23 protein-coding genes and 1 pseudogene are annotated in these 25,982 nt (G+C 73.2%); 6 read left to right on the forward strand and 18 right to left on the reverse strand.

Going from position 1 to position 25,982, the window contains the following annotated elements; translation table 11 throughout:
* The first annotated feature begins 57 nt into the window (after positions 1-57).
* Entirely contained in the window at positions 58-1,404 is a 1,347-nt protein-coding gene (locus tag ACWEV0_RS16840; RefSeq protein ID WP_453150046.1) for an extracellular catalytic domain type 1 short-chain-length polyhydroxyalkanoate depolymerase, read from the forward strand.
* A 140-nt stretch (positions 1,405-1,544) separates the two neighbouring features.
* On the opposite strand, the gene ACWEV0_RS16845 is transcribed toward ACWEV0_RS16840, so the two are convergent.
* Positions 1,545-2,501, reverse strand: a complete 957-nt coding sequence (locus ACWEV0_RS16845) for a helix-turn-helix transcriptional regulator (RefSeq protein ID WP_453150047.1) — start codon at positions 2,499-2,501, stop codon at positions 1,545-1,547.
* A gap of 62 nt (positions 2,502-2,563) precedes the next feature.
* Between ACWEV0_RS16845 and ACWEV0_RS16850 the strand changes: the two genes are divergently transcribed.
* On the forward strand, positions 2,564-3,178 hold the full coding sequence (locus ACWEV0_RS16850) for a TIGR03086 family metal-binding protein (protein ID WP_453150048.1): 615 nt from the start codon (positions 2,564-2,566) through the stop codon (positions 3,176-3,178).
* A 117-nt stretch (positions 3,179-3,295) separates the two neighbouring features.
* Here the strand turns inward: ACWEV0_RS16850 and ACWEV0_RS16855 are convergent, their stop codons facing one another.
* The 7 genes and pseudogenes from ACWEV0_RS16855 to ACWEV0_RS16885 form a co-directional block, all read right to left on the reverse strand.
* Complete coding sequence (locus tag ACWEV0_RS16855) at positions 3,296-5,008, reverse strand: serine/threonine-protein kinase (protein WP_453150049.1); 1,713 nt, start codon at positions 5,006-5,008, stop codon at positions 3,296-3,298.
* A 237-nt stretch (positions 5,009-5,245) separates the two neighbouring features.
* Entirely contained in the window at positions 5,246-5,815 is a 570-nt protein-coding gene (locus tag ACWEV0_RS16860) for a DUF4396 domain-containing protein (protein ID WP_453150050.1), read from the reverse strand.
* Positions 5,812-6,642, reverse strand: coding sequence for an MBL fold metallo-hydrolase (locus ACWEV0_RS16865; protein WP_453150051.1), 831 nt, complete (start codon positions 6,640-6,642; stop codon positions 5,812-5,814). Before ACWEV0_RS16865 ends, ACWEV0_RS16860 begins: the two co-directional genes overlap by 4 nt.
* Entirely contained in the window at positions 6,635-7,507 is an 873-nt protein-coding gene (locus ACWEV0_RS16870) for an NAD-dependent epimerase/dehydratase family protein (protein ID WP_453150052.1), read from the reverse strand. Before ACWEV0_RS16870 ends, ACWEV0_RS16865 begins: the two co-directional genes overlap by 8 nt.
* Positions 7,508-7,621: 114 nt before the next feature.
* A complete protein-coding gene (locus tag ACWEV0_RS16875; protein ID WP_453150068.1) occupies positions 7,622-8,869 on the reverse strand; it encodes a glycosyltransferase in 1,248 nt (415 codons plus the stop codon).
* 90 nt (positions 8,870-8,959) lie between these two features.
* Positions 8,960-9,280: pseudogene (locus ACWEV0_RS16880) on the reverse strand (nuclear transport factor 2 family protein); the annotation flags it as partial.
* A gap of 19 nt (positions 9,281-9,299) precedes the next feature.
* Complete coding sequence (locus ACWEV0_RS16885) at positions 9,300-10,154, reverse strand: SDR family NAD(P)-dependent oxidoreductase (protein WP_453150053.1); 855 nt, start codon at positions 10,152-10,154, stop codon at positions 9,300-9,302.
* Positions 10,155-10,293: 139 nt separating this feature from the next.
* On the opposite strand from ACWEV0_RS16885, the gene ACWEV0_RS16890 reads away from it, so the two are divergent.
* Entirely contained in the window at positions 10,294-11,178 is an 885-nt protein-coding gene (locus tag ACWEV0_RS16890) for a LysR family transcriptional regulator (RefSeq protein ID WP_453150054.1), read from the forward strand.
* 48 nt (positions 11,179-11,226) lie between these two features.
* Here ACWEV0_RS16890 and ACWEV0_RS16895 read toward each other — a convergent pair whose 3' ends face one another.
* Positions 11,227-11,892, reverse strand: a complete 666-nt coding sequence (locus ACWEV0_RS16895) for a GntR family transcriptional regulator (RefSeq protein WP_453150055.1) — start codon at positions 11,890-11,892, stop codon at positions 11,227-11,229.
* Positions 11,893-12,050: 158 nt separating this feature from the next.
* On the opposite strand from ACWEV0_RS16895, the gene ACWEV0_RS16900 reads away from it, so the two are divergent.
* The 3 genes from ACWEV0_RS16900 to ACWEV0_RS16910 all read left to right on the forward strand — a co-directional run bounded on the left by ACWEV0_RS16900 (position 12,051) and on the right by ACWEV0_RS16910 (position 14,827).
* Entirely contained in the window at positions 12,051-12,608 is a 558-nt protein-coding gene (locus ACWEV0_RS16900) for a hypothetical protein (RefSeq protein WP_453150056.1), read from the forward strand.
* A gap of 66 nt (positions 12,609-12,674) precedes the next feature.
* A complete protein-coding gene (locus ACWEV0_RS16905; RefSeq protein ID WP_453150057.1) occupies positions 12,675-13,994 on the forward strand; it encodes a VWA domain-containing protein in 1,320 nt (439 codons plus the stop codon).
* An 11-nt stretch (positions 13,995-14,005) separates the two neighbouring features.
* The gene (locus ACWEV0_RS16910; protein ID WP_453150058.1) at positions 14,006-14,827 is read left to right on the forward strand and encodes a hypothetical protein; all 822 of its coding nucleotides are present in this window, start codon (positions 14,006-14,008) and stop codon (positions 14,825-14,827) included.
* 77 nt (positions 14,828-14,904) lie between these two features.
* Here ACWEV0_RS16910 and ACWEV0_RS16915 read toward each other — a convergent pair whose 3' ends face one another.
* The 9 genes from ACWEV0_RS16915 to ACWEV0_RS16955 form a co-directional block, all read right to left on the reverse strand.
* Positions 14,905-15,588 carry a response regulator gene (locus ACWEV0_RS16915; RefSeq protein ID WP_453150059.1) on the reverse strand — a complete coding sequence of 228 codons (684 nt, stop codon included), beginning with the start codon at positions 15,586-15,588 and terminating at the stop codon, positions 14,905-14,907.
* Complete coding sequence (locus ACWEV0_RS16920) at positions 15,585-16,889, reverse strand: sensor histidine kinase (RefSeq protein WP_453150060.1); 1,305 nt, start codon at positions 16,887-16,889, stop codon at positions 15,585-15,587. Before ACWEV0_RS16920 ends, ACWEV0_RS16915 begins: the two co-directional genes overlap by 4 nt.
* A 49-nt stretch (positions 16,890-16,938) precedes the next feature.
* Positions 16,939-18,132, reverse strand: a complete 1,194-nt coding sequence (locus tag ACWEV0_RS16925; RefSeq protein WP_453150061.1) for an acyltransferase family protein — start codon at positions 18,130-18,132, stop codon at positions 16,939-16,941.
* Positions 18,125-19,117: an alpha/beta hydrolase gene (locus tag ACWEV0_RS16930; protein WP_453150062.1), complete on the reverse strand. Its 993-nt coding sequence runs from the start codon at positions 19,115-19,117 to the stop codon at positions 18,125-18,127. Before ACWEV0_RS16930 ends, ACWEV0_RS16925 begins: the two co-directional genes overlap by 8 nt.
* A 495-nt stretch (positions 19,118-19,612) precedes the next feature.
* Positions 19,613-20,674 (reverse strand): aldose epimerase family protein, encoded by a 1,062-nt coding sequence (locus ACWEV0_RS16935; RefSeq protein ID WP_453150069.1) that lies wholly within the window; start codon positions 20,672-20,674, stop codon positions 19,613-19,615.
* A 65-nt stretch (positions 20,675-20,739) separates the two neighbouring features.
* Positions 20,740-22,248 carry an L-arabinose isomerase gene (araA, locus tag ACWEV0_RS16940; RefSeq protein WP_453150063.1) on the reverse strand — a complete coding sequence of 503 codons (1,509 nt, stop codon included), beginning with the start codon at positions 22,246-22,248 and terminating at the stop codon, positions 20,740-20,742.
* Between the two features lie 11 nt (positions 22,249-22,259).
* Positions 22,260-22,928 (reverse strand): L-ribulose-5-phosphate 4-epimerase, encoded by a 669-nt coding sequence (locus tag ACWEV0_RS16945; protein WP_453150064.1) that lies wholly within the window; start codon positions 22,926-22,928, stop codon positions 22,260-22,262.
* Positions 22,925-24,616, reverse strand: coding sequence for a ribulokinase (locus tag ACWEV0_RS16950; protein ID WP_453150065.1), 1,692 nt, complete (start codon positions 24,614-24,616; stop codon positions 22,925-22,927). The genes ACWEV0_RS16945 and ACWEV0_RS16950 overlap by 4 nt, the downstream gene beginning before the upstream one ends.
* A gap of 112 nt (positions 24,617-24,728) precedes the next feature.
* Positions 24,729-25,760: a LacI family DNA-binding transcriptional regulator gene (locus ACWEV0_RS16955; protein WP_453150066.1), complete on the reverse strand. Its 1,032-nt coding sequence runs from the start codon at positions 25,758-25,760 to the stop codon at positions 24,729-24,731.
* Positions 25,761-25,982: the final 222 nt, after the last annotated feature.

Below are 25,982 nucleotides of genomic sequence, written 5' to 3' on the forward strand. Positions count from 1 at the left end.
CTCCGTGGTGGCGCCGGAACCTCCTCACGCTCTTGGCAATCCCGACGGAGAGGTCCCATGTCCCGATCCCGCTCGCTCGCGGCCCGGCTGCTCGGCATCATCACCGTGCTCGGCCTCGCGCTCGGCCTGAACCTGCAGGCGGCCCCACGGGCCGCTGCCGCGTCGCTGGTCCAGATCACGAACTTCGGCACCAACCCGACCGGTCTGCTGATGCACCTGTACGTGCCGGACCACGTCAAGCCCAGCCCGCCGATTCTGCTCGCACTGCACGGCTGCCAGGGGACGGGCCCCTACATGTACTCGAGCACCGACTTCGCCTCCCAGGCAGACAAGTACGGGTTCCTCGTCATCTACCCCTCGACGAGTCCGAGCGGAAGCTGCTGGGACGTCTCCTCGGACCAGGCGCTGACCCGCAACGGCGGCAGCGACCCGGTCGGGCTCATGTCGATGATCACCTACGCGCAGCAGCGCTACGGCGGCAATCCCAACGCCGTGTACGTGACCGGGGAGTCCTCGGGCGGCATGATGACGAACGTGATGCTCGCCGACTACCCCGACGTCTTCAAAGCGGGCGCGGCGTTCATGGGAGTGCCCTACCACTGCTTCCACACCGGCTCGGTGCGCGGCTGGAACTCGGCCTGCGCCCAGGGCCAGGTGTCCATGACGCCGCAGCAGTGGGGCGGCCTGGTGCGGAACACCGGATACCCCGGCTACACCGGCCCGCGGCCGCGGGTGCAGCTGTGGCACGGGACCGCCGACACCATCCTGAGTCACAACAACCTCGGCGAAGAGATCAAGCAGTGGACCGACGTCCTCGGCGTGAGTCAGACGCCGTCGGCCACCGACACCCCCGCGACCAACTGGACCCGGACCCGGTACAACAACAGCGTCGGCACCCCCCAGGTCGAGGCGTACAGCATCGCTGGGGCGGGACACCAACTGCCGGTCCAGGGCACGGAGATGGCCGCCGACGCGGTCCACTTCATGGGACTGGACGCAGGCTCCTCCGGTGGCACGACGGGCGCGCTGCGTGCGGTGGCCGCAGGCAAATGCCTGACCGACGCGAACGCGACGCCGGGCACGCAGCAGCAGATCTACGCCTGCAGCGGCGGCGCGAACCAGACCTGGACGCGTACGGCGTCGAACCAGTTGACCGTGAACGCCGGTGGCGGCGTGCTCTGCCTGGACGCCAGCGCCAAGGGGACCACCGATGGCACCAAGGTGATCGTCTGGTCCTGCAACGGCCAGTCCAACCAGCAGTGGAAGTTCAACCCGAACGGTACCGTCACCGGGGTGCAGTCAGGGCTCTGCCTGGACGTGGCCGGTCTGGGAACCACCGACGGCACGCCCGTCCAGCTGTGGTCCTGCAGTGGCGGCACGAACCAGCAGTGGACGATGGGGTGAAATCAGCGGCCGGCCCGCAGGGGCACCCCGGGTGAAGCGCTCTTGCGGGCCGGCCGGACGACGGGAGCGCCAGGGCGTGCAGGTCGAGGTGCTCAGGGCGGTGGCCCCGACCGCGGTGGAGATGCGGCGACGGTTCGGTCTCAGGAAGGGCCCGGCGGTCCGTACACACCGGCCAGCTCAACGGCCAGACGTGCGAGCCGCTCCCTTGCCTCCGGCGGGTCCAGCACCTCGATGCGTGCCCCCAGCCCGGCCAGCTGTGTCGCGACGACCTCCGGCGTCGGCCCGTCGACCCGTATCTCCGTCCACCCGTCGGGGAGCGTCGGACCGACGTGCAGGCGCCCGTCGAACAGCCGCTCCAGGATCGCCATGGCACCCGGCTCGGCCCGGGCCCGAACCGTCGCCGCGTACAGCCGCTCCTCCAAGCGCGCGGCGAACGAACGCCAGACCGTCGGAAGGTCGAAGCCGGGCGGCCGTACGACGGGCTCGCCGGTTGCCTGGACCGAGGCGACCCGGCTGAGCCGGAAGGTTCGCAAGCCCCGCTCCGTCTCGGCGACGAGGTAGTCGTGACCGGCCTTGGTCACGAGCCCGAGCGGATGGACGGTTCGCACGCCGACGGGCTTGCCGGGCCCGGCGTACCCGAGCCGCACCTGGATCCCGTCCACCACGGCCCGCCGGAGCTCGTCGAGGTGCGGCCCGGTGGTCGTGACGTCGGCGCGTGACCAGTTCGTGCCGTCGGTGAGGCCGGCCCGCGACGCGGCCTCGGCGCCCGCCCGCAGGGGCGCGGGCAGCGCCCGTACCAACTTGCGCAGTGCCGTACGGAGTTCGGGCGTGGTCGCCGAAGGCCCCGCGAGCAGGAACAGTGCCCGGATCTCCTCGGCGGTCAGCCCGGTGAGGTCCGTACGGGCGCCGCCGACCAGCGACCATCCGCCGCCGCGGCCACGCTGCGAGTAGACGGGGACGCCCGCGGTGGACAGGGCTTCCAGGTCGCGGCGGGCGGTCCGTGGCGACACTTCGAGTTCGGCGGCGACCTCGGCCACGGTCACACGGGTGCGTGTTTGGAGGAACAGCAGGGTTGCCACGAGGCGGTCGGCTCTCATAGCGGCCATTCTCTTCCGGAAAGAGGCCAGGAGATGACCTGTTTGGCTTCCAGGATGAGGTCATGACACAGATTGAGAACACCCCGCAGTCCACTGTCGCCCCTGACCCGACCCACGACCCTCGCCAGGGCCTGCTGAAGGCAATCGCGCTGGCCGGACGCACCGTCGCCGCGGTCCGGCCCGAGCAGTTCGACGGGCCCACGCCCTGCACCGAGTTCACCGTCCGGCGGCTGGCCGGACACCTGGTCGCCGTGCTGCGCCGGATCGCCGTCGCCGGGCGCGGCGGCGACGTGATGAGCCTCCCCACGGTCGCCGACGACCTCGCGGGCGCCGAATGGCAAGAGGCGTGGGACGCCGCGGTGCGTGAGGTCGAGGCGGCGTGGGCGGATCCCGCGGTCCTGGGCCGGATACTGACACTGCCGTTCGGCAGCCTTCCGGGTGCTGCCGCCGCGGCCGTCTGGACCTCGGAATTCACCGTGCACACCTGGGACATGGCCACCGCGACCGGACAGTTCCCGGACTGGGACCCCGAACTCGTGGCGATCTCGTACGCCGCCATGAGGCGCGGGCTGCCCACCGGGCCGCGTGACGGTGCGCCGTTCGGGCCGGCGGTGGACGTCGACGCGGACGCGCCGGCCATCGACCGCCTCGTGGCGTGGTGCGGACGCAAGCCGTAACCAGCATCCGGAACAGGGAGGACGGCCCCACTGCTGGGGCCGTCCTCCCTGCACGTTCGGACAGGACGGCGCCACGCCCCGGCGCCCGGCGGCGACGTTGAACCCGGGTCGGTGACTTCAGGACGCGGGCAGGGTCGACACGACCTTGCCGGAGGCGTCAACGGCGAGATAACCGCTGGCCCGGTAGTCGTTGCTGAGGTAGAAGCGCAGTGTCGGACGGTCGTCGTTGAAGGTCCAGCGGTCGACGACGACGTAGCGCATCGTGGGGTCGTCCACCTTGAGGTCGCGTTCGCCGCGCTTCATCAGCGCGGGGAGACTGTCCCAGGGCATCGTGGACACGTCAAAGGGCTGCTCGTCGGCGTCGGCGCTGATGGTGCCGCCGGGGCCGGTCTTCCTGGCCACGCCGGCCCGGTACTCGTACGCGTCGTAGGTCTTCGCGCCGGGCCGGGTCGGGATGTTCGCCAGGGCGTACTCCTCGTAGACCGTCAGGTCCTTGATCGTCGTGGTGCCGCTCGCCCGGCGGAACTCCGCGATGACGGCACGGACGTTGGCGGTGGTGAGGAGGCTGCCGCGGACCGCTGGCGTGGGGGCGGAGGCGGTGGCGGACGAATCCGTGCCCGTGCCCGAGCCCTGGCCGGGGGTGCGTACGGCGCCGGTCGGCGAGGCGCCGCCCTTCGCCCCGGAGGTCCCGCCGCTGCCGTTGTCGCCGTCGTTGCCGTCGGGGAACAGGTTCACGACGCCGATCACGGCGGCGGCCGCCAGCGCGAGGCCGACGGCGACGCCGGCGGCGCGCTTGCGCGGGCTCGAGGGCGCGGGGGTGGGCAGCGTCGGCCGGCCGAAGCCCGCGCCCGGCGCGGCGGGTGGGCCGTAGGCAGGGTGCGGGTACGGCGCGGGCGCCGGCGGGTACGGGCCGGGGGTGACGGGGACGGCGACGGGCGCCGAAGGAACGGCGGGAACAGCGGCGGGAGCAGGAGCCGCGGCGGCGGCGGCGCCCTCAGCCTCCGCCAACAGCCGGTCCAGGAGCGCGCCGTCCGGCCGCTGCGCCGGATCGCGGACCAGGAGCCGGGTCAGTACGGGACCCAGTGCGCCGGACCGCACCGGCGCGGGGATCGGGTCGTCGAGCACCGCGACCACGGTCGCGAGGCCGGTGGCGCGGCGCAGCGGGTGGTGGCCCTCGGCCGCCACGTACAGGAGCATGCCGAGCGACCACAGGTCGGAGGCCGGATTGCCCTCCTCGCCGCGGACCCGCTCCGGGGCGATGAACTCCGGCGAGCCGATCAGGTCGCCCGTGGAAGTGAGCCGGGAGGTGGCGCCGTCGAACGCGGCGATGCCGAAGTCGGTGAGCACGGCCCCGCCGTCGTGGCGGAGCAGGACGTTGGCGGGTTTGACGTCGCGGTGCTGGATGCCGGCGGCGTGCGCGGCGCGCAGTGCGGAGAGGACCTGGCGGCCGAGGGCGAGCACCTCGGGGACGTGCATCGGGCCCACGGCGAGCCGGTCGTACACGGAGCTGCCCTCGACGAGCTCCATCACGATCCACGGGTGCGAGCCGTCCTGCGGCTCGATGATGTGGTGGATCGTCACGACGTGCGGGTTCGACAGCCGGGCCAGGGCGCGGGCCTCGCGGACGGCGCGTTCACGCAACTGCGCGGCGAAGCCGGGGTTGGCGTCCTCGACGGCGGGGTCGGGCGGGCGGACCTCCTTGAGGGCGACGTCGCGGTCGAGGGCGATGTCGCGGGCGCGCCAGACGGTGCCCATGCCGCCGCTGCCGAGTCGGGAGATCAGTCGGAAGCGTCCGTCGACCAGGGGTCTTCGGTCGTCATTCGTCGTCATGGGCGATCATCGTAGGCGGTTCGACTGAGAGGCCGGAGCGGGCCCGGTCTGTCCCGGAACCTGATGCATCTGGCCGCGATGGTCGAACGGGCCGGCGGGATCCCCACGCACGGCGACCGGCGTTCGGCCTGGGATGCCGGCTGCCGACCCGAATTCGCCAACCCCGAGCACCGCTGAACGACCGGCCCGCCGACCGAGAGCCGACCGGCAGGCTGATCGTTCTGCGGCGTGTCGCGGTCAGTGGTGGTGGGCGTGGAGGGCGGCGTGGCCGCCTCCTCGGCCGATCATCCACTTGTTGACCGGCAGGGTGGTGGTGAACGCCACGACGAGGGAGAGCGCGAGGGCGGTCCAGAAGACCGCCTCGCCCAGAGTCGCGTTCATGGCACCGGGGAAGACGACCATGGTCAGGTTGTCCGCGACCTCCATGACGGCGATCGACAGGGTGTCCGCTGCCAGCGCCACGCCGATCGCCCGTCTCAGTCCGACTCCGGACTTGAGGACGCTGCGCACGGTCAGCGAGTACCCGAACAGGAAGGCCAGGCCGACGGAGAGCGCGACGGAGCCGGCGTTCCCCCAGTGGAGTGCGGTGGACAGCACCATGCCGAGGACCTCTCCGATCGCGCAGCCGGTCAGGCAGTGCGCGGTGGCCCGCGCGGCCGTCCCCCAGCCGACACGGCCGGGGTTGTCGCCCCGGTGGGAACCGTGGGCGGCGGGATGATGGTGGCCGCCATGGTCGTGATCGGCGTGGTGATCGGAGTGGTGATCGGCGTGGTGGTCGGGGTGGTGGACGTGTTCCGTCGTCGTCATGAGCGGGCCTCCATCGGCAGTGCCTGTTCGAAGCGCAGGTAGCGGTCGACCGACCGGGCCAGGACCTGGTTGCCGTCGCTGGTGACGACGCGGTCCCACCATGCCCCGTAGATCCGCTCGAAGCGGTAGCCGGCGAGCAGTTCTCCGGCAGCGCGCACGGCGTCGGGCCGCTCGGGGATGTGGTTGGCGTAGCTGTACATGATCGTGACCCAGCGACGGTCCGGGCAGACGTTGACGACGTCGCCGGTGAACAGGGCGCCCGCCCCGGTGTTCCAGTGCATGACCGTGCTGCCCGGGAAGTGGATGCCGGGGTTGATCAGCGTCAGTTCGTCGGTCAGCCGGTGGGTCCGCCCGTTCCAGAAGTGCAGGGCGGGGTCGGGGCGGCCGACCCACTGCCGGTCGGCCTCGTGCAGGTACACGGGCGCGTCGAAGGCATGCGCCCACTCGACCATGGCGGAGTAGAAGTGCGGGTGGCTGATGACGATCGCGCTGATCCCGCCGGCCTCCTGCACCTCGCGGATCACCGCGTCGTCCAGGTAGGGCACGCAGTCCCACAGCACGTTGCCCTCGGCCGTGCGCAGCAGCAGGGCCCGCTGGCCGATGGCGAAGTCGGGCGTGCAGCCGATGCCGAGCACGTCCGGGCCCTGCTCCTCGAAGCGCCCCTCGTGGCCCTCGGCGCGCAGTTCGGCGAGGCTGGTCCACTGCTGGCCGCCGGCCCCGACGTACTGGCGTTCGTCCAGGCAGACCGGGCAGTCGGGGCGGGCGGCGGCGTACTGGGTGCCGCAGGTGCGACAGATCGGCAGGGTGGAACCGATGAGGTCAGCCACGGTCGCCTCCGGCCAGCTCGGTCAGGACGTGCGGGCGGCCGGGCCGCCAGCCCAGGTCGGTGACGGCACGGCGCGCGGACACGACCTGGTTCAGCGCCAGGGCCTCGGCGAACGGGGCACCCACGGCCTCGGCGGCCTGCTCCAGCGGCCAGGGCTCCGCCCGGCCGGTGCCGCCCGCGGCGAGGTCGGCGGCCGCGGCGAGCGCGGCTACCGGCACCGCCTCGTGGGCCACGCCGTGCAGCACGGTTCCCGCCTCGGCCTTGGTCAGGGCCAGCACGAAGAGTTCGGCGAGGTCGTCCACGTGCACCATCGGCCAACGGGTGGCGGGCGAGCCGACGTACCGGCCTGTGCCGTGCTCCTTGGCCCATCCGGTCATCAGGCCGGGTATGCCGCCGCCGTGGCCGTACACGATGCCGGGCCGCAGCACCACGGGCCGCACGTCCTCAGCGGCGCTCGCCAGGACGCGCTGCTCGATGCGCGGGCGGTAGCCGACGATGGCGATCGCGTCCGTGGCGGCGTCTTCGCCGACCGCGGTGTCCCCGGTGGCGCCGAGCACCCACACACCGCTGGTGTACACGAACGCCCGCCCGGTGCCGCGCAACCGCTCGGTCAGCGCGTCCACGGCCGCCGCGTCGACCGTCTCGTCGCCGGTCGGCGTGGCGAGGTTCAGCACGGCGTCGATGTCGTCGGTGACGGCGGCCCGCAGCGAGGCCGGGTCGGCCAGATCACCGACGCGCGACGCCACGTCGGGACCGAGCCGATCGGCGTCCTTGACGAAGTGGACCACTTGGTGGCCGTCCGCCACCAGCCGCCGCACCACGGCGGATCCGATGTAGCCGGTGGAACCCAGCACAAGTACGTTCACGTCTGTTCCTTTCGAGTGTTTGACAACATTCGAGTGCTTGACAACAGGGGCAAGAGGAGCAAGAGGGGCAACAGCAAGGGCGAACAGGCCGTCGCCCGGCGGGTCCGGTGCCGTTCAGGCGGACACGGGCCTCTCTTGCGGGCCGACCGCGTCGAGCAGCAGCTTCGCGGCCACCGCCGCCCCGTCCGTGCGGATCGCGGCCGCCAGGTCTCGCGCCCGTGAGCGGATGCCGGGGGTCAGGGCCGTCGCGAGCGCGGCGGACAGGGAGTCGAAGGTCGGTGTCGGGCCGTCGTGGGCCACACCGATGCCCAGCTCGGCCACCCGGCCGGCCCAGTACGGCTGATCCGCCATCTGGGGTACGACGATCTGGGGCGCGCCGGCCCGGGCGGCCGTGGTGGTGGTGCCGGCGCCGCCGTGGTGCACGACGGCGGCCACCCGGCCGAACAGCGCTTGGTGGTTGACCTCGCCGACCGGGAAGCAGTCGCCGTCCTCGTCGGTCAACGCCAGGTCGGCCCAGCCGCGGGAGAGGAGGACGCGGTGTCCCCGGGCACGGACCGCCTCGACGGCCGCCCGGGCGACGTCGTGCGCGTCGCGTACGGGCATGCTGCCGAAGCCCACGTACACGGGTGGCTCGCCGGCGTCCAGGAAGGCCTCCAGCTCGGCCGGGAGCGGCCGTTCGTCCGGCCTTGTCCACGCGCCCGTCTGCACCACGTCGAGGTCCGCCGGCTGCGGCCATGGGCTGAGGAGCGGGTCGGCCGCCAGCCATGGGCGGTCGGTGAAGACGTGGGCGCGGACGTCGTCCACCGGCGGCAGGCCGATGGCCGACCGGTGGGTGTTGATCGCCTCGCCGAACAGCGCGTTCAGGTGCTCCGCGTTCTGCTCCCACAGCACCCGGTTGTCGGTCACGTCCGGCGGGAGCGGCCGGCCCGGCCACGCGAGCGGCGGGTGGTGCGGCGACGGCAGGTAGGTCGGGAAGTAGGCGACGAACAGGTAGGGGATGCCCAGTTCCTCTGCGGCGGACCGGGCGGCGGCCGCCGCCGGGACCAGACCGGTCGCCACCACCGCGTCGCATCCCTCGGCCGCCGTGACGACGGATTCGTACGTGGTGGCGACCATGCGGGCCGCGCGCTCCGGCAGGCTCTCCACCGGGGGCTTCGCCGTCTCGGACACCGCCTTGGCCGCCATTTCGCGCAGTGACGGGCCGAGCGCGACCAGGGGGATGCCGACGCCGTCCAGCAGCTCCGCGAAGTCCGGTGGGGCGCACACCCGCACGTCCGCACCGAGTGCCCGCAGGGCCGTCCCGAGTGCGAGCATCGGCTCGACGTCCCCGCGCGAGCCGTACGCCATCAACAACACACGCATGTCATGACTCCCGATGATGTCCATGGATTCCGGCCTCGGCCGGCTGCCTGTCGTACGGGTCTTGCTGTAGCCGAGGCACTCGACGATCAAGCCGTCCCGGACGAGCGTGAGGGTCACGCCGCGGACCGTGTCGGCCGGGCCGTCGCCGAAGCGGCACCGCCAGCGGACCGTCGCCCGTTCACCGGTGATGACGACGGCCTCCGGTTCGTACTTCACGGTGCGGTCCTCGACGAGCGCACGGCAGAACTCCAGGCACGCGGCGCGGCCTTCGTACCGGGCCCCGTCCGGGGACGGCTCTTTCGCCTCCATCACGCAGTCGTCGGCGAGCAGGTCGGCGAGCAGCGAGGCGTCGTGGTGAATGAAGGCGCGGTTGAAGCGGTGGACGACCTCGGCCGTGGCGAGGAACGACATGTCGCTGCCTCCCGGGCCGTCAGGCCGGGCCGGCGATGGCGTGTTCCGCGGCCCGGCTGACGTGCTCCCAGGCCGACCAGGTCTCCGCCCGGGTGCGGGCGATGTCGAAGGCCAGGTCGTAGACCATGCTGCCCAGGAGGAGGCGCAGCGGCGGCTCGTCGCTGTCGACCAGCTCGAGCAGCGCGGCTGCGGCGAGTTTCGGGTCGCTGTCGACCGAGCCCTCGGCGAACTGCCGGGCCAGCTCCTCGCGGAGCGGAGCGTACGCCTCCAGGGGGTTCGTGCTGCGCATCGCGGTGTAGAGGTCGGTCCAGTAGCCGCCGGGCTGGATGATGCTCAGCTTGACCCCGAATCCGGCCGCCTCCAGGGCGAGCGCTTCGCTGAGGCCTTCCAGGGCGAACTTACTCGCGCTGTAGAGGCCGGTGCTGGGGAAGCCGCCCAGGGCGGCGATGCTGGAGACCTGCACGATGTGGCCGGAGCCCTGTTCGCGCAGCACGGGCATGACGGCCTGGCTCACCCAGAGCGCGCCGAAGAAGTTGACGTCCAGCTGGGCGCGCGCCTCGGACTCGACGAACTCCTCGACCATGCCCATCGAGAGCATCCCGGCGTTGTTGACGACGATGTCGAGCCGTCCGAAGTGGCCGACCGCCTCGGCGACGGCCGCGAACACGGCGCCGCGGTCGGTGACGTCCAGCGTCAGCGGCAGGACTCGGCCCGGATGGGCGCTCGCGAGCTCCTCCAGCGCGGTCGTGGTCCGGGCGGCGATCACGACGCGGTCGCCGGCCGTCAGGGCCGCCTCGGCGAATGCGCGGCCGAGGCCGCGGCTGGCGCCGGTGATGAACCAGACGCGGCTCTCGGGTCGGGCTGGGGTGTTCATGTGCGGTGCTCCTGTTCGAGGGGTCGTCGTAGCGGTTTGACCTGCTGACGATCCTTCAGGCCGGTGCCACGGCCATCAACGCCCAAGATCAGTAGGATTCGATAATCCAGGCTTATGACGGGGGTTCGGCAGCATGGAAATGCGCGAGATCGAGATCTTTCTGACCCTGGCGGAGGAGCTGCACTTCGGCCGGGCGGCCGCCCGGCTGCACCTCACGCAGGCGCGTGTCAGCCAGGTGATCGGCCGCCAGGAGCGACAGCTCGGCGGTCTGCTGTTCGACCGGTCCAACCGCCGCCAGGTCAGGCTGACCCCGCTCGGCCGGCAGCTGTGTGCCGATCTGCGGCCGCTCCACGCGCACCTGCGGGACAGCCTCGAACGTGCCCGGCTGGCGGCCCGCGGCAAGACCGCACGCCTGCGGGTCGGCATGATGCCCTTCAACGTGCCCGACCTGCACCGCTACTGGGAGGCGTTCCGCTCCCGCCACCCCGAGTGGGAGCTGCAGATACGCAGCGCACCGTACGTCGAACCGTTCGCCAGGCTCCGCGACGGCGACATGGACGTCTTCGTCACCTGGCTACCGGTCGACGAACCCGATCTCACCGTCGGCCCGGTCCTCTTCCACGACCCTCGCGTGCTGGCCGTCGCCGCGGACCACGAACTCGCCGGAAGACGCGAGGTCCCGTTCGAGGCCCTGGCTGACTTCGCCCATGCCATGATCCCCGACATGGCCGACTACTGGGAGGACGCCTACCTGTCCTTCTACACCCCCCGGGGCAAGACGATCGAACGCGTCGACTGGGTCACCAACTCCGACGAGCTGATCAACCTCGTCATCAACGGCGAGATCGTCCACCCCTTCCCCTCCCACGTCACCCGCTACTGGTCCATGTCCCACGTGCGCTTCGTGCCGGTACCCGAGATGGGGACGATTCCCTACGCCCTGGTCTGGCGCCGCGACGCCGAGAACGAGCTGGTCCGGGCCCTGGCCGGGACCGTCCGCGACATCGGCGCGCTGCACTTCTGAGTACATCCGCGGCCAGGCGACGAAGAGCCGCGATTCCTCGAAGAGCGGTCAGTCCTCGAAGAGCAGCCGGAGCGCGACCCGTCGGTAGTAGCGCACATGGGCGAGCGCCAGCTGGGCGGCGGCCTCCGCGTCGCCCGCGCCGATCGCCTCGAACAGCAGCCGGTGCTCGTCCCACAGCGGCCCGGGCTCGTCGACCTGCTGGAACAGCCAGCGGAGCCGGCCCTCCAGTGACTCGAGAGCGGTGACCAGGAGTTCGTTGCGCGACATGCGCACGATCTGGGCGTGGAAGGCGGCGTTGGCGCGCGACAGGCGCTCGGGGCCGCCCGCGGTCGTGGCGGCGCGGGCCTCGGTGAGCAGCCGGCCGAGGGTGTTGAGCTCGGCGTCGGTGCGGCGCTCGGCGGCGCGGCGCACGGCGAGGACCTCCAGGGCCTCGCGCATGTCGAAGAGGTTCTCGACGTCCTGGCGGGTCATCTCACGGACCACGATGCGGCGCTGGGAGACGGCCTGCAGGAAGCCCTCGCCGATGAGGATGCGGATGGCCTCGCGGACGGGCACCCGGGAGACGCCGAACTCCTCGGCGACCTCACGTTCGACCAACCGGTCCCCCGGCTTGAGCCGTCCGGTGATGATGCGGTCGCGCAGTCCCTCGCAGACCTGGTCGCGGAGCCAGCCGCCGCCGTGGCCAGGTGCGGTGCCCGTTCCTGGGCCGGTCATCGGTCCTCCCGCCGTCGATCACCTCACGGTATGCCACCCCGGCGGATGCTCCGGGCCCCGGGGCGTGCGATACCCGTCACGGTCGACCCGACGCACACCCGTGCGATACTTAGCTTCGCCTTACCTAAGTTCCAGCTCCACCCGGGAAGACCTCCGCCATGCAGACCACAGCACCCGAGGAACCGCTCCGTCAGGACCTCACCCCCGGCTGGCTCCTCACCGCCGCGGGCGTGCTCGCGGCCGGTGCGCTCGCCGTCTGCTGCTGGACCGCCGGGCACGTGCGGGCGGACCTGACGCTGCAGACCGCGGCCCGTTTCCTGCACGTGGCGAGCACCGTCGCGGGGCTCGGCGCGGTGCTCGCCGTCGACTGGTTCGCGGTGCTCTGGCTCTCCGGCCGCCGCCCGCTCGCGAGCGTCCTCGACACGGCGTGCGCGCTGCAGACCCCGATCTGGGCGGGCCTCGGCGGACTGACCGTCACCGGTCTCTTCCTCCGCCCCGATCTCGGCTCCCCGCTCACCGTGGTCAAACTCGGCCTGGTGCTCGCCGTCACCCTCAACGGTCTGTACGCGCACCGGCTCGGCCAGCTGCTCGCCCGCTTCCGGGACCGCGCCGAGGTGCCCCGCGGGCTGCTCGTACGCTCGGGCGCCGCGGCCTCCGTCAGCCAGATCGGCTGGTGGGGCGCGGCCCTCATCGGCTTCCTCAACAGCCACTCCTGACCCTCGTTCAAGCTCCTTGTCCGGCCCCGTTTTGGTTCTTCGGACGATCCTCCCTACGATCCTCCGATGATCACGAGAAAACGGCTGGCGACCGGCGCCTGCGCGCTCATCGCCGCCCTGAGCGTCGGGTTCCTCCCGACCAGTGCCGCCGCCGACGACGGACCGGCGGCCGCGGACTCCGCCAAGGAATCGCCCAAGGTCGAGCTGGTGCTCGACGTCAGCGGCTCGATGCGCGCCCGCGACATCGACGGACAGTCCCGCATGGCCGCCGCCAAGCAGGCGTTCAACGAGGTCCTGGACGCGGTCCCGCAGGAGGTGCGGCTCGGCATCCGCACCCTGGGCGCCGACTACCCGGGCCAGGACCGCGAACGCGGCTGCAAGGACACCCGGCAGCTCTATCCGGTCGGCCCGCTCGACCGCACCGAGGCCAAGACCGCCGTCGCCACCCTCGCCCCCACCGGCTGGACCCCGATCGGCCCGGCCCTGCTCGGCGCCGCCGACGACCTCAAGAAGGGCGAGGCGGCCAAGGGGGCGGACGGCCAGGGCGGCGGGGCGACCAAGCGGATCGTGCTCATCACGGACGGCGAGGACACCTGCGCCCCGCTCGACCCGTGCGAGGTCGCGCGGAACATCGCCGCCCAGGGCATCCACCTGGTCATCGACACCCTCGGCCTGGTCCCGGACGCCAAGACCCGGCGCCAGCTGACCTGCATCGCCGAGGCCACCGGCGGCACCTACACCTCCGTGCACCGCACCGAGGAACTCTCCGGCCGCGTCCGGCAGCTGGTCGACCGCGCGGCCGACCCCGTCGTCACCCCGGTCGCCACGAACGGCGCCGAGCGCTGCGCCGACGCGCCGACGCTCAAGCCGGGCCTCTACACCGACCGGCAGGTCTTCGGCGCCCACCGCTTCTACAAGGTGGACGTGCTGCCGGGCCAGGAGCTGCGCGCCTCGGTGAGCATCTCCGCCGACCGCGCCGTCAACAACGACTACGGCGTGCTGCTGCGGGCCGTCACCACGCACGGCCGTGAGATCGTGCGCGGCTCCGAGGCGGGCGACGGACGCACCGACGTCATATCGACCGGCCTGCGCTACCCGAAGAAGGACGACTCGGCCGCGCTGGACGACGACACCAAGTCCGCCGCCGAGACGGTCTGCCTCCAGGTCAGCAACTCCTTCTCCGCTCCCCCGTCGGTCAAGACCACGCCCGGCATGCCGGTCGAGCTCGCGATCGACGTCGTCGACGGTCCCGGCGCGGCCTCCGACGTGGCCTCCTTCGGCCGCGGCTGGTGGCTGCTCGGCGCGCTCGTGCTCGCCGGCTTCCTCGGCGGCCTGTTCTTCGGCTGGCTGTCCCGCTGGCGCGTCGCCGTCTGGAGGACCAACTGATGGAGCGCACCATGAGGAAGACCACCCGCACCCTCCGCCGGCTCACCGCGGGCCTCGTGCTCGCGGGCGCGGCCCTGCTCGGCCCGGCCGCCCCGGCGGGCCTCGCCGACACCGCGACGCCCACCCCGAGCGGCAGCGCGAGCGGCGCCGCGGCGCAGGCCGGGCCGACCGAGGCCGGCACCTCCTTCCGTACCGCCGCGTTCTTCCGGCAGGGCCGGCAGGCCACCGCGCAGGCGTCCACGGGTGACTACCTGTACTGGCAGTTCCCCGCCGACTCCGGCGAGCGGCCCACCGTCACCGCCACCGTCACGCTGCCCGACGCCGCGCTGCGGCACGGTTCCTCGGCCTGGCGGATCGACGTGTACGACGGGCTGCGCCGCCGCCAGCCGTGCATGTACGGCATGCAGTCCCGGCTCGCGGCGAAGGACGCCGCGACCGTGGAGCTGGCCTGCACGCTGCGTCCGGTCCGGACCGCCGCCGACACCTGGTCGAACGACCCGCTGCCGGGCAGCTACTTCGTCCGTCTGACGGTCACCGGGCTGCCCGAGGACGACCTGGGCCAGCCGTTCTCGGCACGGATCGGGGCGACCTCGAAGGACGTCGGCGGGGCGTACGCGGCGGACGGCGCGCTCGCCGTCCCGCTGGTGCCCGGCGCCACCACGCCGGAGACCGTCGAGGCGCGGGCGCCCGAGAACGGCTGGTCCTCCGGCTGGTGGTCCGACCGCTGGCTGTGGACCGCCGCGGGCGGCGTGCTCGCCGCGCTCGCGGGCATCGGCGGCTACGTCCTGACGCGCGGCTCCGGCCGCCCGTCCCGGGTCCCGCCGGGCGTCTGAGCCCCTGTGCCGAACCGGCCCCTGTCGCCCCGGCGGCGGGGGCCGGTCGTGTGTCCGCCCCGGGTGGGTGCCGGGCCCTACTGCCCGCCGGGACGGACCAGACCGCTCTCGTACGCGTGGACCGCGGCCTGGGTGCGGTCGCGCAGGGCGAGCTTGGTGAGGATGCGGCTCACATAGGTCTTCACGGTCTGCTCGGCGACGACGAGCCGGGCGGCGATCTCGGCGTTGGACAGGCCCTGCGCGATGAGCGTCAGGACCTCGGTCTCACGCTCGGTCAGCGCGCCGAGCCGGTCCATCAGCGGGACCCGCGGGGCGGGGCTGAGCCGGGAGAACTCCGCGATGAGCCGCTTGGTCACGTTGGGCGCGAGCAGCGCGTCGCCGCGTGCCACGACCCGTACCGCCTGGGCGAGTTCCTCGGCCGAGGCGTCCTTGAGGAGGAAGCCCGCGGCACCGGCGCGCAGCGCCTCGTACACGTACTCGTCCAGGTCGAAGGTGGTCAGGACGAGCACCTTGACGGTGGCGTCGGCGGGGGCGGTGAGCAGCCGGGTGGCCTCGATGCCGCCCATGCCGGGCATCCGGATGTCCATGAGGACGACGTCGGGGGCGAGTTCGGCGGCCCGCGCGACGGCGTCGGCGCCGTCGACGGCCTGGCCGACGACCTCGATTCCCGGTTCGGCGTTCAGCAGGACCGTGAAGCCCTGCCGGACCATGCTCTGGTCGTCCGCGATGAGAACCCGGATGTCGTCGCTGTCGCTGCTCATGAACCTGAGGTGTCCTTCACGGGGAGGGGGGCGGGGAGCACCGCGGTGATCTCCCAGCCGCCGTCGGGGGTGGGTCCGGCGGCGAGCTCGCCGCCGAGCATGGCGGCGCGTTCGCGCATGCCGAGCAGCCCGTGGCCGGGTTCGCCGGACGCGCGCGGGGCGGCGGCGAGGGGGCGGGCGGGGCCGTCGGGGGCCGTGTTGGTGATCCGCACGGTCAGTCCGTCGCGGTGGTAGCGGGTCTCCACGGTGGCCCGGGCGCCGGGGGCGTGACGCATCACGTTGCTGAGGGCCTCCTGCACGACGCGGTACGCGGAGAGCTCGGCGCCCGGGGAGAGCGGCCGGGTCTCGCCGTGCGTCTCGGCGGTCACGTCGAGGCCGGCGGCGCGGACGTTGGCGAGGAGTTCGCCGAGCCGGTCGAGGGTGGGCTGCGGGGCGTGCCGTACGCCGGCGGCGGCGTCGCCCCGGTCGCCGTCGCCGCGCAGCACGCCGAGGACGCGGCGGAGTTCGGTGAGGGCGTCGACGGCGTTCTGCCGGATGCCGGCCAGGTTCTCGCGCAGCTCGGGCGAGGGGTTCTCGACCAGGTGCGGGGCGACCTGCGCCTGGATGGAGATGACGGACATGTGGTGGGCGACCACGTCGTGCAGCTCGCGTGCGATCCGGCCGCGCTCCTCCAGGAGGGCGCGGCGGGCGCGTTCCCCGGCGGTGAGCTCCTCCTGCTCGACGAGGCGGGTGCGGGAGACGCGGGCGGCGCGCAGGGAGCAGCCGGCGACGGTCGCGGTGGTGAAGAACGCGGCGCCGAGGGCGAGCACCGGCGGGTGCGGCACGGTGTGCGGCAGCAGGGCGCCGACGCCGGTGAGCAGGGTGATGACGAGCGCGGTGGCGGCGGCGAGGGGCCGGACGCGCAGGGCGAGCAGCAGCAGGACGAGGGTGTGCAGCGCGACGGCCGCGCCGCTCCAGGGCCAGGGGGCGCCGAAGAACGGCGCCGCGAGCACGCTGGTGAGCAGCAGCGCGGCGGTGGAGAGCCAGGTGGCGGCGGCGGGCCGGGTGAGGGCGAGGACGGGCGCGGCGGTCTGGGCGATGGCGAACAGCGTGATGCTGCCGGGGGCCGGGTCCATGGCGTTCTCGTACTGCGTCATCTCCCACATCCCCATGAGGAGGCTGAAGAGGACGAGATGGGCGTGCGGCAGCCAGCTGAGGTAGCGGTGGCGGGGCAGCGGGTCGCGGCGCGGCGAGCCGAGGTCGGCGCGCAGGATCCCGGGGGCGGCGCGCAGCGCGCTCGCCCACCGTGTCGTGTCCCCCACCGTGCCCACCGTGCTTCCCCCGCCCGTGTGTTCGTTCTGCTGCCACAGCCTAGGCACGTCGTGCCTCCGTCCTTCTCCGGGGCCGGTTGCCCGGCCGTCGCTCGGCGGCCCGGGCGGTGCGGGTGGTGCGTTCGTACGCGTGGAAGACCCCGCCGCAGATCAGCAGCGCGACGGCGAAGACCGGCAGCCAGCCGAGCCGGGCGAGGACCCAGTCGTAGCCGTCGGGCACGGTGTGGAGACCGGCGAGCGGGCGGTGGCCGAGGAGGCCGGCGGTGAACAGTCCGCCCGCGGTGACGGCGATCATCGCGGTCTGGTGCCAGAGGAAGACGGTCATGGCGCAGAGGTTGAGCAGCGCCACGGCCGCCCAGGCGGCGGGCCGGCGCAGGGCGCGGCGCAGCGGCCCGAGGAGCAGCAGCGCGGCACCGGACTGGGCGAGGCCGAAGGTGACGGCGGCGAGCGTGGGCGGGTTGAGGTTGGAGACCGGGGCGCCGGGCACGCCGACCATGGAGCCGGGATAGCCGGCGAAGGCGACGAGGAGGCCGGTCACGGTGGCGCCGCCGAGCAGCAGGGTCCAGGCGGCGCCGGGCGCGAGCGGGCCGCGGCGGGCGAGCAGGGCGCCCAGGCAGTACGGGACGAGCCAGCCGGCCGGCAGGTTGAGCCAGCCGAGCCAGTCGGGGCCGTCGAACCCGAAGCGGAACAGGTCGACGTGGAGGACGACGGCGAGCGGCCACAGCGGGTGGACGCGGGCGACGAGCGGGGTGGCGGCGGTGAGGGCGGCGAGGACGAGCAGGAACCACAGCGGCGAGAGCACGAGCTTGCCGAGGGTGTGGACGGTCGGCCAGGGCACCCCGGAGGCGAGCATGCCGACGGTGGCGGACAGCCAGACGAGGAGCAGCGGGACGACCGGCCGGAACAGCCGGCGGAGCCGGGCCGCGATCCACCCGCCGTGGCTCTCGCCACGGGCGCGGGCGGCGGTGTGGCCACGGGCGGCGACGTATCCGCCCACCAGGAAGAAGACGGCGAGGGTCTGGAACACCCAGGACACCGGGGTGAATTCGGGCAGATGACCGAGCGGGCTCTCGACGTGCAGGGTGCCGCTGTCGGCGACGAGGGCGGTGACCAGCCAGTGGCCGAGCACGACGCCGAGGATGGCGAAGGCGCGCAGCGCGTCGAGGGCGCGGTCGCGGCCGGGCGGGGTGGCGTCGGCTATCCGGTGGGCGACGCCGCGCAGGGTGTCACGCACGGTCGGGCTCCTGTCCGTCGACGATCCGGGCGAGGTTGCGCAGGGGTACGGAGCCGGGCGCGAGGTAGTCGCTGTGGCCGCCGTCGCCGGTGGCGAAGCGGCGGGCGCCGAAGCCGGGGTCCATGGGGTCGGTGCCGAAGCCGAGTTCGGTGCCGGGGAGCAGGGGCAGGCTGAGGTGCGGGACGTCGGCGACCCAGTCGCCGGTGGCGCGGCCGGCCCAGACGGTGGCGCGGGTGTGCAGCCCGGCGGCGCTGTCGAGGCCGGTGCCGGGGCTGCCGTAGAGGACGACGGCGGCGACCGGCAGTCCGTGGGCGGCGAGCGCGCACACCGCGGAGCCGTAGGAGTGGCCGAGCAGACTGATCCGCGCGTCGGGCCGGATGCCGTGCAACTCCTCGACGAACGCGTGGAGTCCGGCTGCGGCCTGGTCGGCGCGGCCGGGGGTGAGGGAGGCGGCGCTGGCGGTCGCGGGGGTGCGGTAGCCGAGCCAGGCGACGACGGCGGCGCGGGCGCCGAACTCCCGCTGGAGGGCGGCCTGCAGGGCGACCGCTCCGGCGCGGAAACGGCCGTAGCTGTCGAGCCCGGTGTCCACGCCGGGGACGAGGACGGCGATCCGGTCGGCGCGGGCCAGGTCGCCGACGACCTCCACGCTGCGGCCGCCGTCCCGCCCGTCGAAGGAGAGGAACTGCCGGCCCGGCCCGGCCATCGTCCGCAGCGACCCGGCCCGCCGGTGCGCCCCGTACTCGTCCGCCGTGCGCGCGGCCGCCGCCAGGTCCGCCCGCCCGGTCGCGTACCGCGCGTCAAGCTGCGCGGCGAGCGCGGCGGGGCCGCCCGCGGTCAGCGGTCGTACGGCCTCCGGCGCGGGCGCCGGCACCTCGGCGGGCCGGGCGGCGCCCACGACCGGCACGGCGACGGCGGCGGTGACGAGCGCGGCGAGCAGGGTGCGGCGGAGGCGGCCGGTGCGGGTGGTGCGGACGGGGGGCGCCATGGGGTTCCTTCCGGGGCGTGGTCGGTGACGCTCCGAAAGGTAGGAACAGGCCGCCGTCGTCGGCGTCCCGCCGGGGAGCCAACCTCGTGGGTAGCTCTCAGGTATGACGGGTCGTCCGAAGGGGTCGGCGCACCCGTCCCGGGGCCAGGTGCGCCCGAGCTGATCCGGCACCCGCCCTCGGCCGGAATCAGGCATGCCTCGCGAGCCGGCCACGGGAGACCGCCGATGCGGGTTCACGCTGCCGATGGGGACGAGCGTGGAGCGCGTCCGGAGGCTGTGCACCGCGGGCGCGCCGGAGGCGGCCCCAGACCGGTCCGGGCGGTGGCACCGCAGCCATGGAGTGGCCCCGGCGGAGCGGGTAGCGGTACATGGGCGCTTACGCGATGTCGTGCCCCCGGCGCCAACGCCGCCCGCACCGCCCTGCGCACGCATCGCTTCTCGCCGGCGCTCCGCGGTCGGGGTCGCCCCGGTTCCGCCGGGTGAACCTTTGACTCGTCACCCGGCCGAGAACCGGTAGACCGTGGCCGAGCGGAACTCCTCGCCCGGGCGCAGGAGCGTGGACGGATAGGCGGGACGGTGGGGCGAGTCCGGGAAATGCTGCGTCTCCAGCGCGACACCCGCGTAGGCGGCGTACGGGCGGCCTGAGCGGCCGGTGAGCGAGCCGTCGAAGTGGTTCCCGGTGTAGACCTGGAGGCCCGGTTCCGTTGTCAGGCATTCCACTCGCCGGCCGCTGACCGGGTGGCTCAGCACGGCGGCCCTGCGGAACCCGGTCCCGTCGAGCACCCAGGTGTGGTCGAAGCCCGCGCCGGCCCGGCTGATCTGCGGGTCCATGCCTCCCTCGGCGAGGCGGTCGCCGATCACCGCCGCCGTCCGCAGGTCGAACGGCGTGCCGTCGACGGACTCGACCGGGCCGAGCGGGATCAGTCCGGCGTCGACCGGCAGGTATCCGCCGGCCTCGACCCGCAGTACATGGTCGAGCACCGTGCCGCTGCCCTCGCCGGCCAGGTTGAAGTACGCGTGGTTGGTGAGGTTGACGACGGTGGGCGCCTGCGTGGTGGCCCGGTAGCCGATCGAGAGCTCACCGGCCGGGTCAAGGAGATAGGTGACCTCGACGGACAGTGCTCCCGGGAACCCCTGGTCGCCGTCAGGGCTGTGCAGGCGCAGGCGCACTCCGGCGCGCCGGTCCTGCCGGACCGGCACGCCGTCCCAGAGCCGGGTGGCGAAGCCGTCCGGGCCGCCGTGCAGGGTGTGGCCCGTCGCCTGGGTCGCCAGCCGGTGGACCGTCCCGTCCACCGGCACGACGCCGTGGGCGATCCGGTTGGCGTAGCGGCCGACCGTCGCGCCGAGGAAGGCGGCTTCGCCGAGCAGGTCCTCGACGCCGTCGCAGCCGAGGACGACGTTCGTCCGCCGCCCGTCCCGGTCCGGCGCGTACAGGGCCTGGAGGCGGGCGCCGAGGCTGAGCACCTCGGCGGTGACGCCGTCCGGGGAGCCGATGGTCCAGCGGGTGACGGGCCGCCCGTCGGGCAGGGGTGCGGCGGCCTCCTGGACGACCGTCATCTCGCCCAGGGAGACGAGTGCGTCGTTCGGCACGAGGGTGCTCCGTTCCTCTCCTCGTGGTGCGGTCAGAACCCCTGGGCCAGGCGGTGGTAGGCCTGGTTCCAGCGCAGTTCCTTGGTGAAACGGCGGATGTCCGTGTCCTCGTCGATCACCAGCAGTTCGACGCCGAGCATCTCGGCGAGGTCCTCGATCTCCTCGGCGCCGAGCGCCGCGGAGAGCACGGTGTGATGCGGTGCGCCGGCCGTCAGCCATGCCTCGGTGGAGGTGCGCAGGTCCGGACGCGGCTTCCACACGGCTCGGGCGACGGGCAGGTGGGGCAGCGGCGCGGGCGGCTCGACCACGTCGACCTCGTTGGCGACCAGCCGGAAGCGGTCGCCCAGGTCGGCGAGGCCGACCACCACCGCCGGGCCGGGCTCGGCGTCGAAGACGAGCCGGACCGGGTCCTCGCGCCCGCCGATGGCGAGCGGGTGGATCTCGCAGGAGGGCGTGGCGGACGCGATGCTCGGACAGACCTCCAGCATGTGCGCGCCGAGGATGAGCTCGCGGCCTGACTCCAGGTGGTAGGTGTAGTCCTCCATGAAGGAGGTGCCGCCGGGCAGCCCGGTGGCGGCCACCTTGAGGGTGTGCAGCAGGGTGGCGGTCTTCCAGTCGCCCTCGCCGCCGAAGCCGTAGCCGTCGCCCATCAGCCGCTGCACCGCGAGGCCGGGCAGCTGGCGCAGCCCGCCGAGGTCCTCGAAGTTGGTGGTGAAGGCGTGGAAGCCGCCCTCTTCCAGGAAGCCGCGCAGGCCGAGTTCGACGCGCGCCGCGTAGCGCAGCGACTCGTGGCGCTCCGCGCCGGCCCGCAGCTCGGGTGCGAGGCGGTAGCTGTCCTCGTACTCCTTGACCAGCGCGGTGACGGCTCCGTCGTCCGTCGCGTCCACCGCGGCGACGAGGTCGTTGACACCGTAGGTGTTGACGGAGACGCCGAAGCGGAGCTGGGCCTCGACCTTGTCGCCCTCGGTGACGGCGACGTCGCGCATGTTGTCGCCGAAGCGGGCGAGCTTCAGGCTTCGCAGTGCGGCGCGGCCGGCGGCGGCGCGGGCCCAGCCGGCGATCCGGGCGGCGACGGCCGGGTCGGTGACGTGGCCGGCGACGGTCTTGCGGGGGACGCCGAGGCGGGACTGGATGTGGCCGAACTCGCGGTCGCCGTGGGCGGCCTGGTTCAGGTTCATGAAGTCCATGTCGATGGTGTGCCAGGGCAGTTCGACATTGGCCTGGGTGTGCAGGTGGAGCAGCGGCTTCCGCAGCGCGTCCAGGCCGGCGATCCACATCTTGGCCGGTGAGAAGGTGTGCATCCAGGTGATCAGGCCGATGCAGTCGTCCGCGGAGTTGGCGTCCAGACAGACCCGCCGGATGGCGTTCGCGTCCGTGAGGACCGGCTTCCAGACCACCTCGACCGGCATGGCGGTGTCATGGTTGAGGGCTTCGGCGATCCGCTGGGACTGTTCGGCGACCTGGCGCAGCGTGTCCTCGCCGTAGAGCCCTTGGCTGCCGGTCAGGAACCAGATCCGGCGGCCGGCCAGAGGCTTCTTCATGGGGTGACTCCTCACCGGCCCTGGGGCTGGCCGTAGACGTTCTGGTAGCGGAAGTTGAGGCTGTCGATGTCCGCCTGGGCGATCGGCAGGGGCTCGCCGAGCTGGCGGGAGAGGTGGACGGTGCGGGCCACGTCCTCGCACATGACGGCGGCCTTCACGGCGGCCTTGGCGTCCTTGCCGACCGTGAAGACGCCGTGGTTCTGCATCAGGACGGCGGGCGAGCGGTGGCCCTTGAGGGTGTCCACGATGCCGCGGCCGATCGAGTCGTCACCGATGAGGGCGAAGGGACCGACCGGGATCTCGGCGCCGAACTCGTCGGCCATCGCGGTGAGGACGCACGGGACGGCCTCGCCGCGGGCGGCCCAGGCGCAGGCGTACGTGGAGTGGGTGTGGACCACTCCGCCGACCTCGGGCAGGTGGCGGTAGACATAGGCGTGCGCGGCGGTGTCGGAGGAGGGCGCGTGGTCGCCGTCGACGACGTTGCCGTCCAGGTCGCAGACGATCATGTTCTGGGGTGTCAGCTCGTCGTAGGAGACGCCACTGGGTTTGATGACGAGCAGGTCTTCGCCGGGGACACGGGCGGAGACGTTGCCGGCGGTCCAGACGACCAGGCCGTAGCGCACCAGTTCCTGGTGGAGGTCGCTGACCTGGCGGCGGATGAGGTCGGTGGTCGCGTTCACGATGCCTCGCTCGGGGTGGTGAGGGCCGCGTTGCGGATGTCCCGCAGGCGGTGCAGGAGCTTGTCGGCGCCGAGACCGAAGTGGTCGTGCAGGGCGCGGTACTCGGCGAAGAGCCTGTCGTACGCGTCGGCGGCGGCCGGGTCGGGCCGGTACGCGGCCCGGTGCACCCGGCCCATGGCGGCGGCCGCCGTCCGTACGTCCGGATGGGCCCCGGCGGCGACGGCGGCGTGGATCGCCGAGCCCAGGGCGGGACCCTGGTCGGACTCGGCGACCGAGACCGGCCGGCGCAGCACGTCGGCGTAGATGCGCATGAGCAGGGCGTTCTTCTTGAGTCCGCCGGTGACGACGAACTCGGTGACGGGGACGCCGCCCTGCTCCAGCGCCTCGACGATGACGCGGGTGCCGAAGGCGGTGGCTTCGAGGAGTGCCCGGTAGACCTCCTCGGGTCGGGTGGCGAGGGTGAGGCCGGCGATCACCCCGGACAGGTGGTGGTCGACCAGGGTGGAGCGGTTGCCGTTCATCCAGTCGAGCGCCACCAGGCCGTGCGCGCCGACGGGCTGGGCGGCGGCCTTGCGGGTGAGCAGCTGGTGCAGGTCCTCGCCGTTCGCCTCGGCCTCGGCCAGGTAGTCGGCGGGGACGCCCTGGCGCAGCCACCAGGCGAAGATGTCGCCGACGGCGCTCTGCCCGGCCTCGTAGCCGTAGGAGCCGGCGACGATGCCGTCCTCGACGACCCCGCAGATGCCGGGGACGTCGGCGAGGGTGGCGCCGTTGACGACGTGGCAGGTGGAGGTGCCCATGATGGCGAGCAGCTGGCCGTTGTCCACGGCGCGGGCGGCCGGTGCGGCGACGTGCGCGTCGACGTTTCCGGCGGCGACGGCCGTGCCCTCGGGCAGGCCGGTCCACCGCGCCGCCTGCGCGGTGAGCGAGCCGACCCGGGAACCGAGCGGGGAGAGCGGGTGCTCCAGACGGGTGCGGGCGAAGTCGGCGAAGTCCGGGTGGAGCGCCGCGAGGTAGTCCTCGCTCGGGTAACTCCCGTCCTGGTGAATGCCCTTGTAGCCGGCGGTGCAGGTGTTGCGGCTCTCGGCGCCGGTGAGCTGCCAGACGATCCAGTCGGCGGCCTCGATCCAGCGCTCGCAGGCGGCGTAGACCTCGGGATCCTCCTCCAGGACCTGGAGGGCCTTGGCGTACTGCCACTCGGCGGAGATCCGGCCGCCGTACCGGGAGATCCACTTCTCGCCCCGGGCATGGGCCAGGGCGTTGATCCGGTCGGCCTGGCCCTGGGCGGCGTGGTGCTTCCAGAGCTTGGGCCAGGCGTGCGGGCGGGCGGCCCACGCGGACGTCTCGGCGAGCGGGGTGCCGTCGGCGAGCACCGGCAGGACGGTGCAGGCGGTGAAGTCGGTGGCGATCCCGATGACTTGGCCGGGATCGACGCCGGCTGCGGCGAGCGCGGCCGGGACGGCGGTGCTCAGCACCTCCCGCCAGTCCGCGGGGTGCTGGAGCGCCCAGTCCGGCGGAAGCGGCCGGCCCGTGCCGGGCAGTTCGCGCTCGATGACGGCGTGCGGGTAGGCGTGGACGGCGGTGCCGAGCTCCTCGCCGTCCCGGACGCGGACGACCACGGCACGGCCGGAGAGGGTGCCGAAGTCGACGCCGACGACGTACTGGTCCGGATCAGGAGCGGCAGGTGTCACGGTCACGTCCTCGGGGAAAGGTGTTCTTGTTAACGCTCACAGGAATTGTGAGCGTTAACAATCAGGGGTGTCAAGGGAAGTTGCCCGGCTGGGCAGAGCCAGATCGGACGCCTCAGTGCCGGGCGGCCGGGCCCACGCTGCGGCGCAGCACCATCTCCGGGGAGATCTCCACACGGGTCCCGGCGGCCGTGGCGCCGTCCAGCTGCCCGACGAGCAGTTCCAGCGCCCGTCTGCCGAGTTCGCCGAAGTCCTGCCGCACGGTCGTCAGCGGCGGGATGAAGTAGGCGGCCTCCGGGATGTCGTCGAAGCCGACCACGCTGATGTCGCGCGGGACCGAGCGGCCGGCCTCGTGCAGGGCACGCAGCAGGCCGAGGGCCATGTGGTCGTTGGCGCAGAAGACGGCGGTGACGTCGGGCAGTCGCGCGAGCCGCAGCCCCGCCTGGTAACCCGAGCGGGCGCTCCAGTCGCCGCGCTCCACGTCCGGCACGGGGGCGTCGGCCGCCCGCAGCGTACTGCGCCACCCCTCCTCGCGGTCCTGGCTCTCCAGCCAGTTGGCGGGCCCCGCCAGGTGGTGCACGGTGCGGTGCCCCAGGTCGAGCAGGTGCCTGGTGACCTCTCCGGCACCCGACCGGTTGCTCACCGACACCATGGGCACCTGGGTCTGGTTTCCCGATCCGACCGCGACGACCGGCACCGAGCTGGAGAGCCGGGCCACCGCGCTGACGGCGGAGGTCTGCGGCGCGATCACCACGACGCCCTCCACCCCCTGGTCGCGCAGCCGGTCGACGGCCTCCTGGACCGAGCGGCCGTCCAGGGAGCGCAGGCTGGTCACGCTGACGAAGTACCCGGCGCTCCGCGCGGCCCCCTCGATCCCGTCCAGCATCGACGCGGGACCGTAGAGCGTCGAGTCGAAGCTGACCACGCCGAGGGTCTGCGAGCGACGGGTGACCAGGGCGCGGGCGGCGGAGTTGGGCCGGTAGTCGAGCTCCCGGATGGCGGCCAGCACCCGGTCCCGGGTGTCCGGCCGGACGTGCGGGGCGCCGTTCAGCACCCGGGACACCGTCTGGTGGGACACGCCCGCCAGTTTCGCCACGTCCGCCATCACGGGCTGGCGTTGTTCCGTCCCGGCACTCTCGGTTCCCACGCGTCGTCCCCTCCTCTGCTGCGAACCACGGTACGCGACCAGGTCAAGGCGGTTCCGCCAGGCAGGCCGGTCACCGCGGACGGATCGGCGCGCGAAGGCGGGAAAGCCACCGTCCGCGCGGTCGCGCCGGGACGGAGAGAGCCCGGGCTCTGGCCCGGGCTCTGGCCCGGGCTCCGCGCGGCGCGGAGCCGGAGCCAAGGCCCGAGCCGGAACCCGGGCCAG

The sequence above is a fragment of the Streptomyces sp. NPDC003943 genome, from assembly GCF_053605265.1.